The sequence below is a fragment of the Wolbachia endosymbiont (group B) of Melanargia galathea genome (assembly GCF_964030625.1).
Lineage (GTDB): Bacteria > Pseudomonadota > Alphaproteobacteria > Rickettsiales > Anaplasmataceae > Wolbachia.
Genome location: NZ_OZ034910.1, coordinates 858723 through 874555 on the forward strand (window position 1 = coordinate 858723; position 15833 = coordinate 874555).

Annotated in this window: 17 protein-coding genes and 2 tRNA genes; 8 read left to right on the forward strand and 11 right to left on the reverse strand. The window is 34.5% G+C overall.

Annotated elements, in window-relative coordinates:
* Positions 1-74 precede the first annotated feature (74 nt).
* Both AAHF52_RS03785 and dapE read right to left on the reverse strand, forming a co-directional pair.
* Complete coding sequence (locus tag AAHF52_RS03785) at positions 75-1031, reverse strand: IS5 family transposase (protein ID WP_213863789.1); 957 nt, start codon at positions 1029-1031, stop codon at positions 75-77.
* A gap of 355 nt (positions 1032-1386) precedes the next feature.
* Positions 1387-2583 (reverse strand): succinyl-diaminopimelate desuccinylase, encoded by a 1197-nt coding sequence (dapE, locus tag AAHF52_RS03790; protein WP_019236715.1) that lies wholly within the window; start codon positions 2581-2583, stop codon positions 1387-1389.
* 42 nt (positions 2584-2625) lie between these two features.
* Here dapE and AAHF52_RS03795 point away from each other — a divergent pair, with 42 nt between their 5' ends.
* From AAHF52_RS03795 to AAHF52_RS03805, 3 genes are all read left to right on the forward strand, one after another.
* Positions 2626-3882: an iron-containing alcohol dehydrogenase gene (locus tag AAHF52_RS03795; protein ID WP_264376623.1), complete on the forward strand. Its 1257-nt coding sequence runs from the start codon at positions 2626-2628 to the stop codon at positions 3880-3882.
* 525 nt (positions 3883-4407) lie between these two features.
* Positions 4408-4986: a hypothetical protein gene (locus AAHF52_RS03800; protein ID WP_342068373.1), complete on the forward strand. Its 579-nt coding sequence runs from the start codon at positions 4408-4410 to the stop codon at positions 4984-4986.
* A complete protein-coding gene (locus tag AAHF52_RS03805) occupies positions 4983-5309 on the forward strand; it encodes a hypothetical protein (protein WP_342068374.1) in 327 nt (108 codons plus the stop codon). Before AAHF52_RS03800 ends, AAHF52_RS03805 begins: the two co-directional genes overlap by 4 nt.
* Positions 5310-5588: 279 nt before the next feature.
* Here AAHF52_RS03805 and AAHF52_RS03810 read toward each other — a convergent pair whose 3' ends face one another.
* The 4 genes from AAHF52_RS03810 to AAHF52_RS03825 are packed head-to-tail and all read right to left on the reverse strand — an operon-like array spanning position 5589 to position 8374.
* Positions 5589-6068 (reverse strand): dihydrofolate reductase, encoded by a 480-nt coding sequence (locus tag AAHF52_RS03810; protein WP_342068375.1) that lies wholly within the window; start codon positions 6066-6068, stop codon positions 5589-5591.
* Positions 6065-7318 carry a dihydropteroate synthase gene (gene folP, locus AAHF52_RS03815; RefSeq protein ID WP_019236720.1) on the reverse strand — a complete coding sequence of 418 codons (1254 nt, stop codon included), beginning with the start codon at positions 7316-7318 and terminating at the stop codon, positions 6065-6067. The genes AAHF52_RS03810 and folP overlap by 4 nt, the downstream gene beginning before the upstream one ends.
* Entirely contained in the window at positions 7315-7692 is a 378-nt protein-coding gene (locus tag AAHF52_RS03820; RefSeq protein ID WP_007302114.1) for a dihydroneopterin aldolase, read from the reverse strand. Before AAHF52_RS03820 ends, folP begins: the two co-directional genes overlap by 4 nt.
* A gap of 22 nt (positions 7693-7714) precedes the next feature.
* Positions 7715-8374 (reverse strand): CADD family putative folate metabolism protein, encoded by a 660-nt coding sequence (locus AAHF52_RS03825; protein ID WP_149168679.1) that lies wholly within the window; start codon positions 8372-8374, stop codon positions 7715-7717.
* A gap of 181 nt (positions 8375-8555) precedes the next feature.
* On the opposite strand from AAHF52_RS03825, the gene AAHF52_RS03830 reads away from it, so the two are divergent.
* Positions 8556-9689 (forward strand): alpha/beta hydrolase family protein, encoded by a 1134-nt coding sequence (locus tag AAHF52_RS03830; protein WP_264376624.1) that lies wholly within the window; start codon positions 8556-8558, stop codon positions 9687-9689.
* 15 nt (positions 9690-9704) lie between these two features.
* Here AAHF52_RS03830 and AAHF52_RS03835 read toward each other — a convergent pair whose 3' ends face one another.
* From AAHF52_RS03835 to AAHF52_RS03850, 4 genes are all read right to left on the reverse strand, one after another.
* A complete protein-coding gene (locus AAHF52_RS03835) occupies positions 9705-9959 on the reverse strand; it encodes a hypothetical protein (protein ID WP_007302118.1) in 255 nt (84 codons plus the stop codon).
* Between the two features lie 561 nt (positions 9960-10520).
* A tRNA-Ile gene (locus AAHF52_RS03840) sits at positions 10521-10597 on the reverse strand.
* A 39-nt stretch (positions 10598-10636) separates the two neighbouring features.
* Positions 10637-10963, reverse strand: coding sequence for a thioredoxin (trxA, locus tag AAHF52_RS03845; RefSeq protein WP_007302120.1), 327 nt, complete (start codon positions 10961-10963; stop codon positions 10637-10639).
* 79 nt (positions 10964-11042) lie between these two features.
* Positions 11043-11663: a ribonuclease D gene (locus AAHF52_RS03850; protein ID WP_264376625.1), complete on the reverse strand. Its 621-nt coding sequence runs from the start codon at positions 11661-11663 to the stop codon at positions 11043-11045.
* 150 nt (positions 11664-11813) lie between these two features.
* Between AAHF52_RS03850 and AAHF52_RS03855 the strand changes: the two genes are divergently transcribed.
* The 4 genes from AAHF52_RS03855 to AAHF52_RS03870 all read left to right on the forward strand — a co-directional run bounded on the left by AAHF52_RS03855 (position 11814) and on the right by AAHF52_RS03870 (position 14218).
* Positions 11814-11886, forward strand: a tRNA-Gly gene (locus tag AAHF52_RS03855).
* Between the two features lie 103 nt (positions 11887-11989).
* Positions 11990-12469, forward strand: a complete 480-nt coding sequence (locus AAHF52_RS03860; protein ID WP_264376626.1) for a hypothetical protein — start codon at positions 11990-11992, stop codon at positions 12467-12469.
* Between the two features lie 44 nt (positions 12470-12513).
* A complete protein-coding gene (gene era / locus AAHF52_RS03865; RefSeq protein ID WP_213863799.1) occupies positions 12514-13398 on the forward strand; it encodes a GTPase Era in 885 nt (294 codons plus the stop codon).
* Positions 13391-14218 carry a 3'-5' exonuclease gene (locus AAHF52_RS03870; protein WP_019236725.1) on the forward strand — a complete coding sequence of 276 codons (828 nt, stop codon included), beginning with the start codon at positions 13391-13393 and terminating at the stop codon, positions 14216-14218. The genes era and AAHF52_RS03870 overlap by 8 nt, the downstream gene beginning before the upstream one ends.
* Positions 14219-14260: 42 nt before the next feature.
* Here AAHF52_RS03870 and AAHF52_RS03875 read toward each other — a convergent pair whose 3' ends face one another.
* On the reverse strand, positions 14261-15574 hold the full coding sequence (locus AAHF52_RS03875; RefSeq protein ID WP_007302125.1) for a lipase family protein: 1314 nt from the start codon (positions 15572-15574) through the stop codon (positions 14261-14263).
* Positions 15575-15833 lie beyond the last annotated feature (259 nt).

Sequence of the window (15833 nt, forward strand, 5' to 3'; positions counted from 1 at the left end):
CTTCTTTTCTTGTTATCCGAGCTGGGATGGCTTTGTTGCACAGCTCTTCGGATAGTGGGTAATGTATAATAAATTCATGAAGCTATATCAAACTTAGCCATGCCTATTTCAGTAAATTTGTTAAGCAAATAACACTTGAGTAGCAGTTCCTTCTCACGATTAATCTCAGATTTATTCCTAAAACTAAATCCAAATATTTGCTTCAGTCGCGAGAAAAAACTTTCTATATAAGATCTCTTCCAATAATTTATCTCTTTTTTCCACCTCTTCATACCATCTTCATCATATGACTTTATGAGCTTGATTGTAGAATTTCTCTCATTCATATAATCCAACTTTGGATGCTCTACTGCATTATTTTGCGGAGGAATCCTTGTCTTTATGTCAAGCTCATCGCACAGTTTGTATAACTTCTTTCGATTATATGCCCTATCTGCATATATCGTGCTTATGTTATACTTGGTATCCACTCTTTCAATAAGATCACAGGCTCCATAGTGGTCGGAATAAACTCCACTACTGTATTTTGCAGCTATAACTTTTTTACTACCTATCTCTAGCATTACATGTAGCTTTCTTGTTTGCTCATAGCGGCGATACTTTCTATCTGTACCATTTGCCTTACTATGGCCTGGAATATTATTGTAGATGCTGATACCTGTACTATCTATAGCAATTTCAATATCTTCCATATCGTTCTTATCAACTCTGCAGTCGTTGATTTTGATATTAAGCTTTTTAAACCTTCTTGAAGCCTGCGAATAGCTGATAATTTGCAAAATTTTCCCTATTTGCTCAAGATATTTCTCTATAAATCCCACTGTTTGCCTAAGACCAATCCTGAATAGATAGGTTATTATGTGAATTAGAATCACTACTTTGTCGCTGTAGACATTGTTGCCACCTGCTACTTTTGGACTATTTTCGTACCAATTTTCAATGGCATCGTTGATATAATGAAAAACATTTCCCCTTTCTTGAAGAAATTTGTTATATTCATTGCAGTTACTGACTTTCATTCTTATTGGCATATTTTTCCTTTGTCGGCTAAATATCTATTTTATAACAAATTCCATCAGTAACTGCCTGTTCTTTCCTTGAGTGGTGCAACAAAGCCAGCTGGGATCCAGGTTGACAAAAGCGCTTTACAACGTTTTGTGTACAAAAGCCAGTGTTGCATGACACTATTTGTTCTTACACCCTTTTTGTCTATCTTATTTTGTCACTCTGCTGAACAGATAATTTTCGCCAATAAGCTTTCTACTGAATTTTTGTTATTAAGCTCGCACAGATCAAAGACAAGTTTTGAGTCAAAAATACCCTTAATATTATAATAAGGGGTTGGTAAAATGTGTCTAGTAAGTTTCTTCTCTATGCAACTGCACCTCAAGCTAATAATGGACCATCAGGCGTATTACCAATTACATTGATTTGGTTTAATATTTTATTAGTGGGGTAAAAATAATTTTTTATAAACTCCTTATATATAGCTGTTAATTTATGTATATCGTCTATTGATACGCATTCATTTACCTGATGTGCGGTTTTGTTGATCATACCAAATTCAATTACTGGACAAATATCTTTAATAAACGCAGCATCAGATGTGCCACCATTTGTACTCAGCACAGCATCAATACCGGTAATTTTATTTATCGCATCAAGCATAATATCAGTATTTCTATCAGGAGTAGAGAGAAAAACGTCCCTGCTGCTCTGCATAGACAGTTTATAATCGTTAGTCACATTGGTGCATATTGCATCAATCATCTTATATAAAACGTCCGGTGTTTGTGTATTGTTATATCGAACATTAAAACCTGCTGCTATTGAACTAGGTATTAGATTATTAGTATTATTTCCAACGTCGATAGTAGTAATTTCGCAATGTGAAGGCTGAAAGTATTTATTACCAGTATCAAAAGTGGTATCTTTTATCTTACTTAGTATCGATACCATTTTATATATTGGATTATCTGCTAGATCTGGGTAGGCAACGTGCCCTTGTTTACCATGGCAAATCAATTTAAATGTTGCAGAACCTCTTCTACCTATTTTTATGGTATCACCTAATTTCTCACTACTCGTTGGTTCTCCAACTATACAAAAATCTATCTTTTTTTGCTTACTTTTCATCCATTCCAAAACGGCCTTTGTTCCATGTTCTTCCGTGCTTTCTTCAGCACCGGTAATCAATGCACTGATTGAACCACTGAATCGAAACTTACCTGCAACTGAATCTACGATAGCAGCAATAAATGCAGCTACTCCGCCTTTCATATCAGCTGCTCCTCTTCCGTATAGCATTCCATTTCTAACTTCTGGCTTAAATGGATCAGATATCCAATCTTTTAACTCACCTGGTGGTACAACATCAACATGTCCAGCAAAACACAAGTTTGGTACTCCATTTATATATTTCGCATAAAGATTTTTAACTTTATCACCAAACTCTAAAATCTCACATTCAAAACCACTTTTCTTGAGAATGGCTGCTATATGCTCTATTGCCCCATCGTCTTTTGGTGTTATACTTTTAAAAGAAATTAATTTCTTAGTTAGTTCTACAGGGTCAATCTTCATATCAATCTTGAAATACTAACATTACCGTATTGTAAACATTCTATGCGATATTTAAAACAAATATTACAGCACACAGAACAAGTTCTTATTAGGGAAGTTGCTGATAATATCTATGAAATATGTAGACAATATGGAAATGACATTTTTCTGATTGCAGATGAAAATACAGCAAAACTTTTAAACAAAAACATACTTAATAAAGTTTCTCATTTAATTATTCCAGCCACAACTGTCATTCCAGCGCGTGACTATGATGGATCGCAGTGTCACGCTACTTGGATGACACCAAATAGACTGAACAGCGCTGCTTCCCTCCAAACTGTAAACCTAGTTAGAAATAAAGCAAAAGATAGTGACTTAATGGTTGCATTTGGTAGTGGCACTGTTAATGATATCTGCAAATATGCAAGCTACCTCGAGAAAAAAGATTATATATCGTTCCCAACAGCCGCTTCCATGAATGGGTATAGCTCTGCAAACGCTTCAATATTAGTTGATGGATATAAAAAATCGTTCGGAGCACATCTTCCAAAGGCAATATACATTGATAACGATATAATTGCCAACGCACCACCACGCCTCACATTAAGTGGATTTGCAGATTTCATCTGCCGTTCAACAGTACAAGCCGATTGGCTATTATCTCATCTATTACTTGGCACAGAATATAATGAACTCCCCTTTAAACTTGTTCGCAATCTGGAGGAAATTTTGCTCAGAGAACACTTGGCACTTGCTAAAAAAGATAAAAGAGTAGTTTTATTACTTATGGAAGCCTTATTGATTTCAGGACTTGGAATGGTGATGTCAAAAGGCAGCTACTCTGCAAGCCAAGGAGAACATATGATAGCTCATGCAATGGAGACGGTAACAAAAGATTATTCCTCCTCGTTACATGGCGAAAAAATTGCTGTTACGACGATTACTATGGCTAACTTGCAAGAGGAGATATTGTCAATACAAAACCCGATTACCAAACCGATCACTTTAGATGTAAAACATATAACTCAGTGCTTTGGTAATACCGAATTTATAAAAATTCTAAAGCAGAAGCAAATGATGCAGCAAAAAATTCAAGAGATTATTTGCAAAGAATGGAGTAATATTTCTAGTTTAATTAAGCAAAATTTACTATCTGCAAAACACCTGCAGAAAGTATTTGAAGATCTATCAATTCCGTACTTACCGGAGCATCTTAATTGGAACAAAGAGCAATATTGCAAGGTAGTCAATCTTACATTTGCAACAAGAGATAGATTCACCTTTCTTGACCTAGCTGGTTGTATAGAAAAAAGTTAGATTTTGTGTATTCGTTCAGTAGGGTAGCAAAATAAGATAGACAAAAACACAGTAACAAATGGTGTCATTCAAGTAGCTATCCAGCCTTTCTTAACAACAAAAACTTAGCATGACTTTTGTGCTCAAAAAACTTCTGGATTCCAGCATCAAGTGCTGGAATGACATGGTGAAATATTATTCAAGTAGCCTCTGTCCCAGTACCTATTCGGTGTCATTCAAGTCAACTCTTTTCTTGTCATCCCAGTGCCTAGACACTGGGATCCAGAAAACTTCACTTTAAATGAGTGCATTAGATTGTCTTTATATAGATGTCAGTGTCAGCTACTCGGATGAAATTCATTTAGTCTTCTTTTCTCTTTTTCTTATTTTACTACTCTGATGAACGGATACAAAAAAAACTCATGCACCTTGATGTAAGTAGATCTTGCAAGCATTTTAAGATTGCCGGTTCACTAGTTAACATAGAAAAAGCTCAACAAAATTATAAGAATAGTATATAATTGAAAATATTTAATAGTGAAAATAATGCCTAACACTAAAGAAAAAGAAATACATCTTATATTCTTTCATGGGTTAGGGGATAATTATAAAAATGCAACTACATTCTGTAAAGATATGCAATCTGAGCTCATGCACCACCATGATATACCTAATTTTCACACTCATGCACACAAATACCCGGCTGCATTTCAAAATTATATAACTTATGCCTTAACCAGCTTCGTATGCTTACTAGCATCAATATTGCCACCTACTGTCATACTGCTCACTAATCCAATAACAGCTAGAACAGCTGGATTGGCAGTCTTATCAGCTTCAGCTTGTGTTTTTTTATCTATATTGCTACTCATGATTCCGTTTCTAAATAAGAATCAAAACTTATTCAAGTCTTCAATAGAGAAAATTAATCAACTAATAAATCAAGGTGTAAAACCCGAAAATATTATACTTTTCGGTCATTCTTTTGGAGGAGCAGTTGCATCAGAAGTATCAAGGCATTTTGCGAATAGAGATGTTAAACTTGGAGGAATTGTCTTCACTAGCACTTTTAGTTCTTTTCATACAGCAATAGAGCATTTTCCAATACCTCAACGAAAATTTTGAGTATACTGCCCTCATTCCTACTAAAAAGAATACTAAAAGCCTTCGATTTAGACTTTGATATAGTAGATAATTTACAAAAGTCACAAAATGAAAAAACGCCAATAGTAATTATTAATCACGCAAGAGACAAATTAATACCACTTCCTGCACAGTTGGCAAATGCAATGAGAGATGATCGATTATTAAATGGTAATCCGATCAAGATTCGTGATGATCTGTGTATATATGGAGATGATCCTCATAACAGTGTTTTGGATAGTGGCACACTGACTGAAGAATTAAGAGAAATGGTACTTAGTAAAGTTACGTCTAGAACGCGTTAACTTTTTTGCTGCTTTTTTTTTGGCTAAGGTCACACTTCATTATGCATTAAATTGTATGCATCTATTCAGGGAATTTGCTAATGTGAAAGCCAGTGCTTCCTTTCTTGCGATGTAGCTGTACAGAAATTGAAGATGTCATTTAGTAGCTCTCCCCTGTTATTTAAGTAGCTAACACTGAGATCCATAAATTTAACTGGATGCCAGTTTCTGGGCACTGACCATCATAAAGGAGCCAGTGTCATGCACTGATAGTTGTCTTTTCTCGCCTACCTTATTTTACTACTCTGCTGAACGGACACAATTGCATATAGTATAGTCTTTAGTTTTAGTGAGAATAGTTTTATTCCACTGATCAAGGAGTGCTAAATTGAAATACGTATCACCTTTATAAGTTTTATGCATTTCAGTCATAATAAATTCTGAGATTAGGTTATGCTCTAAAAAAAGGTGTGCTATTTGTGCCCCACCAATCACAAAGACTTGAGAACTACTTTGAATTGACAGAAATTCTTTCATGGAAGAGACAACAGTACATTTTGGGCCTCTATTAAAACACTTGTTACGGGAGAAAACAATAGGTGTACGATTCTTTAGTATACTCTGAGGCACGGTTTCAAATGTCTTTCTTCCCATCACAATATCTTGCTTGTCGGTTACTTGACAAAAATGTTTAAACTCACTTGGATAACGCCAGGGCAAATCATTATTTATTCCAATTACCCCATTAGGGTCAACAGCCATAATTCCAATAATCTTCATCCCTTTAAGACAGCTTGGGCTACAAAAAATCTCATGTGGTCGCGTACATTATGCACTCTAAGGAAATCAACCTTATTTTGCAGTATAGCAGATATAGCAATTGTTTCTAAATCTCTATTAGAGGGAGATTCTATGGAAAAAGAGGAAATAAATGACTTTCTGGAATGGCCAACTAAAACCTTGCAGCCAAAATTTTGTAAAGTTTCTATACTGCGTAAAATCTGAATATTCTGATACATAGATTTGCCAAAACCAATACCAGGATCAATAATTATTGAACTTTCATCAAAACCAAGGGCAAGTAACCTATTAATGCTCTCCTCTGCCCAATTATTTATGATATCAATTGGGTCAATATCATGTGGAATAATATTGTCCTTATGTGGTGGTATCGAAAGTGAATGCATAATAACGACACTACACCCACTGCTAGCAACTTCTTTTAAGGTATTACTACTCAGATCTCCCTTCTGATCATTTACCCAGGCAATATTGTAGTGCTTCAAAACGTTTAAAATAACGTCTGGCCAAAAACTATCAATGCTGACTTCAATATCACCATTTTTCATATAGTCGCTAAGATTATCAAGTACTGGTTTTAGACGTTCATACTCTTCCTCTGGCGTCTTTATTGAAGCTCCAGGCCTTGTTGATTGAGCTCCAAGATCAACTATGCTTGCACCATCTGATACCAGCTGCAATGCCTGCTTGGTTGCTCGATTCGCATCATAATAAAGACCACCATCTGAAAATGAATCAGGGGTAATGTTGACAATACCCATAAGCTTTGGTGAAATCGTAAAACTCTTTGAAAAACAGTCTTGAACATTGAAAGCAAATGTTTTGTTAACCATTGCCATCAAGTGGATCAAAAATGGCCTGTTTACCAATTCTGGGTGAGGAATTTTAAGATCAGGTGTATCAAGCGTTAGATCATCCCATAACAAAATATCTAAATCAATAACACGAGGTGCCCATTTTTCGTAGACTTGTGGACGACCAATATCACATTCGATTTGTTTTAAGCCTTTTAGTAGCTCCTCAGGAGAAGAAGAACAACTTCCATAGACAATCATGTTGAGAAATGGCTTGTTCCAATCAGGTGGAGCACCATTTGGTAAAATAGCCTTAGTTTCTAGAATGATCGAAGACTTTAAGTCTTTTAAATAGCGCTTCTTTAGTAACTCAGTAGCTCTTTGTAAATGGGAAAGGCGATTCCCTATATTTGATCCAATAGAAATATAGATCATTCTTGCAATTCATTACAGTAAGTAAAAAAAACGCCCCCATGCACACCAGGAACTGGTGGTGCGATTTTGTGAGTAGTCACCCTGACAGAATGCTCTTTTTGCATAAAAAGGTCGTTAATCATCCTGTATATATCATGAGTTAAATGCTCGATTAAATTAAATTGCTTGCCCTGAACAAGAGATTGAATATTTTGCACTACTTCCAAATAGCAGATAGTATCTTTAAGTTGATCAGTTGTAAGCCCTGAAGGAGGAGATTTAAAAGTGAAATCAACGTCAATACTCACCAATTGGGGAGAAAACTTCTCTTCTGCACTACATCCCAAATGAACCCAAAGCCGTAAATCAGATATAAGAAGATTACATGCTACCACTGAATTTAGTATCTACTTATAATTAATGACAAACATCAACATTCATCATGCCATCAAGAAAACCCCATAAGAGTTTTGCTCCTTTTTCAGCGCCTTGCATAACTTTCTCTTGTTCTTCTTCGTTTAAATCTGCAATAAGGTTTGCACATTCTTCAGAATGCCACTCATCAGCTTCCATATGAACAGTAAAAAATTTGAGAGGACGCTCATCATTTATTGAATAGTGTTTTTTTAGACCTTCAATTTTAGATTTAGAAACCTCTGGAGTTTGACGTTCATAAGCGTACAGAGCTCCAAGACCTGCTGCAAAATCTGATTTTACAATGTCAAAGTAACCGTCAACTAATTCTTGCGTCTCCTTAACCTGTGCATCTTCAAGAAGATCAACCCTTGCTACTCCGAGCCCTTCAGCAAAACGCTGCCATAATTCTGGGTGATTCTCATCGCCTTGTTCTTCCTCTATTAAATTACCAAGTAAAACTTGCCGCATCTTTAGATTGGGGCATAAAGAATGTATACCGCTGATATAACGAGGGAAAGCAGCAACATGGTGATAATATTCCTTAGCATAGGTTTGAAGAGCCTGCAGGCTTAAGCTACCTTCATTCCATGACTCGTAAAATGGGTGTTTTAATAAGTGTAAACTATCTAATTGATTATTAAGTGATTGAACAAATGTCATAAATAAACACTAAATTGTTTTAGGCTACGTTTAGGTTTATCAAATGTCAAGAGACATTTCCCATTACTACCTTAATTCCAATAAATATAAAGATAGATACGCTATAAGTTAATTTTTTAGTAAAAATTGATTTTTTCTAAAATTTCATGTATTATTAAATCAATATAGTGAAAAACGCAAAATGAAAGTAACAGAAGAAAATACAATAAAAATTAGGGAAGAGTTCGTAGAAGTTCAAAATGGAATGCGAATTCAAAAGATAGTGATGTCAAACTCGAAGAGCAGTGCAGATAGCAGAAAGAAAAAGCATATAGTTTACTTTCCAGGGCTTACATATACTTTTGAAAAAGAGCCAGATGAAGACAAAAGTGAATGGAATTGGGCAGCTGAAGCAGGTATGGATGTTCACCTTATTAATTTTCCTGGTTCTGGAAAAAGCAAAGGTCATTCTTTAAACGGTCAAAATCGAGTAAATGCAGGAATTGCAGTCATTTCAGATCTTCTAAAGCAAGGCATTCACCCAGACAATATAGTACTGTATGGAAGCTGTGCTGGAGGACCAATAGCTGCAGAGGTTTATAAAAAGTTTAAAAAAGATGACAATGTTCATTTAAGATGCGTTATCAATAAATCCTTTAGCTCATTCAAAAAACTTGTAGTGAAATTACTACACATATCAAAACCTAAATGGCTATTTCCTCCTATAATAAAATTCATACTCAAATGCTTTGGTTGGCACTTTAAGCCACATACAATAGTAAACGATATTACTCCATACACAATTTGTTTTAATCTAGAGAACGATGGCTTTATTAGTAAGCAGGCAAATATAGGTACTAAAATTTCTGACATAGAAAAAAGTCATAGGAAAAAAAACTACCAAAAAAAAGAAACTTTTGAAGGTTTTGAGCAATACAAAGAGTTTTTCATGGAGCATACCGATTTAGCTAAAATAAAAAACCTTGAATCTGAAGTTGGAATAATGAGAAAATGCTGGAATAAGTTTCTATCGTTACTACCTATTAAGGCAGATGATATTCACTTTTCTTCGATTACAGAATTGTGCTCATCAAGTGAACACAAATACAATCTTCCTGAGCTGATTTCACTCTTTTTAGAATTCACAGATAATTATTTTGAAAAGAAGGGCTCTCTCAATCAAGAGAAACAACCAGAGATAAAAACAGAAGCGATATGTGGAAAGAATAGTGAAAAAGAAATAGAGGAAAAGAAACAGTATTTTACCAATTTAAAGAATTATTCAATAAGTCAGAATATATCTAAAAAGCTAACATCTCTTCAAATATTGAAATAAGTGTTTCTTTTGTGATTAAAAAAACATTGCATCTTGATTGTGTATTTCATTTGCTATAAGCAATAATTTTTCGCTTTCATCATAGAGATTGTTTTCACTAGCTAATAATTTCTCACTAATTTGTGGATAAAGTTTAGAAACGTACTTCTCATAGCATTTATCTAGGCATTCTTGGTCTGTCCGTTTTGTTTTGTAGGAATGGCATTTCTGATTACATTGATTATATCTAAATTCAATCCCTTTCTCTTTGTTTGATGCTTGTTGTTCCATAATATTCTTCAATTTTAATAATATTAATATTAGCATATAAGTATGAACATTATGCTAATATAATTACTTTTTAGGTATACATGGCAAATTTATGCCTGGAAAAAGTTTTTGGTTATTTCCTACACTTTCTTTATAAAAACCACAGGCGCCTGTTATTAGCTAAGGTAAAGGTCAAATATCTGGAATTCTGGACATAAAATCCTCCTGTATAAAAAGATTAGAAAAAAATGCAGCGCACACACGACAGATATAAGCTGAAGAGCACGCTTTTTATTGAAAGATTAATTGAAAGTCTGCAGACAAATTTGAGCTCTTAAAATATCTCTAATTGTCATTATAATCAGATTCAAAATACGCGGAAGTAATTTTTTTTGACAATAGATTTCTTTCATAACCAGGCGTCATCCCAGCTGAGATCCAATAAGAAAACCGCGCTGGAACTTTTGAATTCCAGTTATGCAAGAAATCTAATATCATGGAGTTTTCAAACACTAACAACCAAGTACTTTAATAAGGCAAAAAGCTTATCTAAGAGAGTAGGCCTTGCAATTGTATCAATAGTGGTGGGATTGGTAGGACTCGAACCTACGACCAATTCGTTATGAGCGAACTGCTCTAACCGACTGAGCTACAATCCCTTTTATCAACACCTATAATACACGCAAAAGGAAATTTGTCTACTCGCTTATTTCACTATCAACCCAACTGTGTAAATCATTTATTGCGCCAATTTTGCGTGCAATTTCCTTACCATCTTGAAATATGATTAAAGTAGGTATAGATTGAACTCCATACTTACTTGGCACCTCAGTTTCTCCATCTATGTCGAACTTGCAGATCTTGATCTTGCCTTTTCTATCCTCAGCCAATTGCTCGATACGTGGCATCAGACTTTTGCATGGTCCACACCATTCTGCCCAAAAATCTACCAGCACAAATCCTTTGTGGTTAGCAACTTCAGATTCGAAATTTTGATCATTTACCGCTTTAATATCATCACTCATAAAATACCTAAATTTTTATAAATATAGCGTATCAATTAACAGCTGATCAACTAAATTTTTCTGGATTCAAGTGAAGTGATTACATATGATGATTAAAGATATCTACACTCCCCCAACCCATTGAATCTAGCTCAATACGAGTAGGAAGAAATTCAAAGCACTTTTCGGCTAATTCTTTTCTATTTTCACGTTCTAGCATTAAATCTAGCTTTTCCTTTATTTTATGGAGATATAAAACATCAGATGCAGCATAACTTTTTTGCTTGTCTGTTAAATTTTCATTTCCCCAATCAGAAGATTGTTGTTGCTTATTTAATTTTATATCAAGTAGTTCTAAGCACAACTCTTTTAAGCTATGATTATCTGTGTAGGTGCGAACTAAACGTGAGGCTATTTTCGTGCAATAGCAAGGCAGTGCCCAAGTTTGAAGGTAGTAATGTATTATACTCACATCAAATCGCGCAAAGTGAAATATTTTGGTTATATTTTTATCCTCTAATATTTTTCTCAAATTTGGAGCTGTATAATCGTTTTTGAATTGAACTAAGTGAGCGTTGCCATCATTGAAAGAGAGCTGAACAAGGCATAATCTATCTCTGCTATGCAGTAGCCCCATTGCCTCTGTATCAACAGCTATAGATTTTATATCATTCGGTATTGCACTGGCTGGCAGGTCGTCTTTATATACAAATATTCTCATAAATTTAATATGTTTTATGACACATACAATAATCAAAAATGAGTTTTAAGTATACGAAAAGATCATAGAAGATTGGCTCCCATATTTTTCATATGCATGGGTTTACAAATTATGATATGCACCTATAATAAGAATAAGTAAATTTTTATTGCGGGAGTGGCTCAGTTGGTAGAGCGCAACCTTGCCAAGGTTGAGGTCGAGGGTTCGAACCCCTTCTCCCGCTCTTTGAGTTTTAATCACATTTAATCATAAAAAAATTAATTGATCTATCTAAGAAATTTAGCTATACTAGAAAAGTTTTTTAGAAAATTAATTAAGGAGGTTATATGGACAACGATACTAAAGAAATGTTATTTGCCTTAGGTATAGCTACATCAATAGGAGCACTTACAGGCTTAGCGCTCAGTTTTACAACTCTATCACCATTGGTAATGGGTGGGATTGTTGCTGCGGTTCCTGCACTCTTACACTTTGCCATTTGTAGAGGTGAGGGACTCCCACAATTCCAATTCTCTTATGCTCATGCTTGCACTCATGCTTGTTTCTTTGTTGCAAGTGCTGCAATTGGAGTTGGTCTTGCTGCAGCTGCAATGGCTATTTTTCCTGGTGCAACGCTTGGAATGGGATCTGCAGCTTTAGCAGGTGCGGTGATAGCACCCATATCAGTAATCGCAGGGATGATTGCAACAGCTTGTATTATTGCACCAATAGCTCAGAAAGTGAATGAGTATATTATATCACCTATAGTTAAAAAAGTTGGAAAATGTTTTTCTTCAAAAGAGGAAGAGAAAGAGCAATATATATAATAATCAATTGACGTTAGCATTTAGTTTTCTTTATAATTTCCTTTGTGGAAGAACAAAAATGCTTATTTGTAACGATAGCTGGTTTGCCAAATGCTGGAAAGTCAACGCTAATTAACAGCATCGTAGGCAAGAAAATTGCAATTGTCACCCCTAAAGTGCAGACAACAAGGACGCAGGTAAGGGGTGTTGCTATATGCAACAATGCGCAAATTGTTTTTACTGACTCTCCAGGAGTGTTTTCAGCAGAAACAAATCTTGAAAAAGCTTTAGTCAAATCTGCATGGGGAGCAGTTAAGGATAGTGACATTACTTTGTTGCTTGTTGATGTAAACAATTACCTAAAAAATATAGAAAGAATAAAAACGATATTTGCACGACTGGAGCGCACAAAAGGCAGATGCATTTTGGTTATCAATAAAACTGATTTAGTAAAGAAATCAGAGCTCAAGATGGCACATGAGCACCTAAATTTGCTTTATAAGTTTGAAAAAATTTTTACGATCTCGGCACTGAAGAATGATGGACTTTCTGATCTGACTAGTTACTTGTCTGAAATTGCACCGATAGGCCCTTGGTTTTATGAAAAAGATCAAATAACTGATTCCTCAGCTGATTTTTTATCAGCGGAAATTACGAGAGAAAAGTTATTCTTGAACCTACGTGAAGAATTGCCATACTCTACAGCTGTTATAACTGAACAATTTGAGGAAAAAAAAGATAAGAGTTTAGTCATAAAACAGATCATATTTGTATTGAAAGATAATCATAAGAAAATAGTGCTAGGAAAAGACGGCAGTAGCATAAAAAAAATTAATATCGAGGCACGTACAGAATTGGAAAAGTTATTTGAGTGTAAAGTTCATCTCTTTTTGTTCGTAAAAGTGCGACCTTGGACTGATCGCCCTGAGGAATATATAAGTAATGCTTAATTCTTTGTTGGTATTTGATATTGAAACTATACCAGATGTAAATTCCTGCAAGAATTTACTAAATATTAGTGATGATAGCAGTGTAGAAGAAAAGAGGAACGCATTAACAAAATATCATCTTGAAATAACAAACGGGCAAAACTCTTTTCTGCGTCAGCCCTTCCACCTTGTTGTAGTCATTAGTTTTTTACTTTGTAATATAACACGCCAGAGCGGTTATGAAATGTTCACACTACAAGAAATAAGATCTGGAGGCACAGTAAACTCCAATGAAAAAGAGCTAGTAAAGGGATTTTTTAACTACATATCAGAGAAAAAGCCAAGACTAGTTTCGTTCAATGGACGCACTTTTGATATACCGGTACTGAAGTACCGTGCTATGGTTCATGGCATTCAAGCAGAATATTTTCACAAAGCTGGCGATAAGTGGAATAGTTACAATCAGAGGTACAGTAGTGATTGGCATTGTGATTTGCTTGAATCTCTCTCTGATTTTGGAGCTTCTGCAAGAATGAAGATGAACGAAGTTTGCGCAGCATTTAATCTTCCCGGTAAGATTGGAGTTGATGGTTCACAAGTTATGGACTTATATGATAGTGGCAAAATACAAGAGATTCGCGATTATTGTGAAACAGATGTGATTAACACTTATTTGATTTATTTGAGGTTTATGCATCATCAAGGAAGAATTACTACAGAAAGCTATAATAAGAGCATAGAAGAACTGCTTTTAGAATGCGAAAAAAAAGAACACCTAAAGAAATTTAAAGAAGAATGGAAAATAACTTCTGGTGAAAATTTTTATATTGAATTTAAATGAATAGATGCTACAGAGCAATCTAATGATTGCTCTGTATAGTAGTTATAAACTCCTTGTAGTAGAAAAGACATTTTGATGTGCCCTTTGCTTAACTTCTGCTTGTTCAAGCTTAGAAAAATTTTCTAAGTTTTTATCTTGGTATTCCTTTTTTACTTTCTCGAAAAAATTTTGTCCACCAAGAATATAATTACCTAAATTAGCAGCATAATATTGAGCATTACCTAAAACTGCACAGTTAATTCGACTTAATATTCTCGAAGGGTAATAAAAGAGAGAAACGTTATTGTTCGATCGGAAATCTTTTTCATCCATTATTTTAATGGCTTCATGATAACCATCTATTTGATGAACAAAATATCCTTCAGGTACTGATATTCTCAATTGTGCACCTACATGAGCATAACCACAAATACCAGGTGATACCGCTGGTACTGGGTCTTGTCTATGTTGAGTTACTCTAATGGTTTTTTCTTGAAGAACATCATTATAAAATTCACTAGCAGTAAGATCAAAAACTCGTGGATCACCAAAAGTTGCAACATGAACATCTTCAGCTCCTTCTGTTTTATTGAGGCATAAAGCAGCTATCTTAGCAATAGCTCCTCCCATACTGTGACCTGTGAGATTAATTTTAAAATCCTTGATTTCTGATCCCTGTTTTTCAGCATGAGATTTCAAAATGCCATACAGATTAGGCCATGAATCCATAAATGAATTATAGAAACCACAATGAATTCTTCCACCTTCAGGTAAAAATTCCGAAGTAGCAAAAAGTACATTTATATCAGTAATTCCATCATTAAAACTCTGGCTCAGACGAGTACCATGGTAGGCTATTGTTATTTCTTTACCTTTTATAAAAACGTGACCAGCATCTTTTTCAAAGCTATTACCAAATGGAATAATTTCATAACCTTCGCTGATGAGTTCAGCTCTAGTTTTATACATTTTTTCAGTAGATGGAACAATTTCAAAATCTTCTACAATTTCAAATTCAGTTTTGTATACTCTTTGAGCTAGGTTGTTACATCTTTTTTTACTTAATTTACCATCATCATCGCCATAGCTTATCTTGCAGAAATTACCCATTTCTAATAATTTCTCTCTATCAAATCCTGCAATTTTTACAATACTTTCATCTATTTTATAGTCAGAAGGTAAAGAACATGGCTCATTTGGATCAGCACGATTTATAAATTCATAATCTTCAATGATCTCAAATTCATCGTCATATTCTTTCATCTCGTATTTGCCATCATCTACTGAAATAGAGTCTGGCTGTTCAGTATTACCTGGCTCTGAGCCTGTAGCAGCACCTGTAGTGCTAAACCAATTGCGTAAAAAACTAAAATCCATAAGTACCCCAATCTATCAAAAATAAAACAATAATCTACCAACTATAATACAAATTAATATTATTGTCAACAATTTATATTAATAATTTAATCTTTTTATGCTTTTACTTTGAGTAAATTTTACTTCCATAGAATAAGTATAGAGTTATAATACACTAACAAGCAAACCTCTGTACTAAATTTTGGTTAATATACACGTTGAGCGTATTAAGAAAGTTGCTTTTAAAGTATTGCATTTTACCTTTATTTTCGCTATAAGG

Bases quoted from the DNA above. Each gene is read 5' to 3' on its own strand.
- AAHF52_RS03785 (WP_213863789.1), bottom strand. From the start codon at position 1,031: ATGCCAATAAGAATGAAAGTCAGTAACTGCAATGAATATAACAAATTT.
- dapE (WP_019236715.1), bottom strand. From the start codon at position 2,583: ATGAAGATTGACCCTGTAGAACTAACTAAGAAATTAATTTCTTTTAAA.
- AAHF52_RS03795 (WP_264376623.1), top strand. From the start codon at position 2,626: ATGCGATATTTAAAACAAATATTACAGCACACAGAACAAGTTCTTATT.
- AAHF52_RS03800 (WP_342068373.1), top strand. From the start codon at position 4,408: ATGCCTAACACTAAAGAAAAAGAAATACATCTTATATTCTTTCATGGG.
- AAHF52_RS03810 (WP_342068375.1), bottom strand. From the start codon at position 6,068: ATGAAGATTATTGGAATTATGGCTGTTGACCCTAATGGGGTAATTGGA.
- folP (WP_019236720.1), bottom strand. From the start codon at position 7,318: ATGATCTATATTTCTATTGGATCAAATATAGGGAATCGCCTTTCCCAT.
- AAHF52_RS03825 (WP_149168679.1), bottom strand. From the start codon at position 8,374: ATGACATTTGTTCAATCACTTAATAATCAATTAGATAGTTTACACTTA.
- AAHF52_RS03830 (WP_264376624.1), top strand. From the start codon at position 8,556: ATGAAAGTAACAGAAGAAAATACAATAAAAATTAGGGAAGAGTTCGTA.
- AAHF52_RS03835 (WP_007302118.1), bottom strand. From the start codon at position 9,959: ATGGAACAACAAGCATCAAACAAAGAGAAAGGGATTGAATTTAGATAT.
- trxA (WP_007302120.1), bottom strand. From the start codon at position 10,963: ATGAGTGATGATATTAAAGCGGTAAATGATCAAAATTTCGAATCTGAA.
- AAHF52_RS03850 (WP_264376625.1), bottom strand. From the start codon at position 11,663: ATGAGAATATTTGTATATAAAGACGACCTGCCAGCCAGTGCAATACCG.
- AAHF52_RS03860 (WP_264376626.1), top strand. From the start codon at position 11,990: ATGGACAACGATACTAAAGAAATGTTATTTGCCTTAGGTATAGCTACA.
- AAHF52_RS03870 (WP_019236725.1), top strand. From the start codon at position 13,391: ATGCTTAATTCTTTGTTGGTATTTGATATTGAAACTATACCAGATGTA.
- AAHF52_RS03875 (WP_007302125.1), bottom strand. From the start codon at position 15,574: ATGGATTTTAGTTTTTTACGCAATTGGTTTAGCACTACAGGTGCTGCT.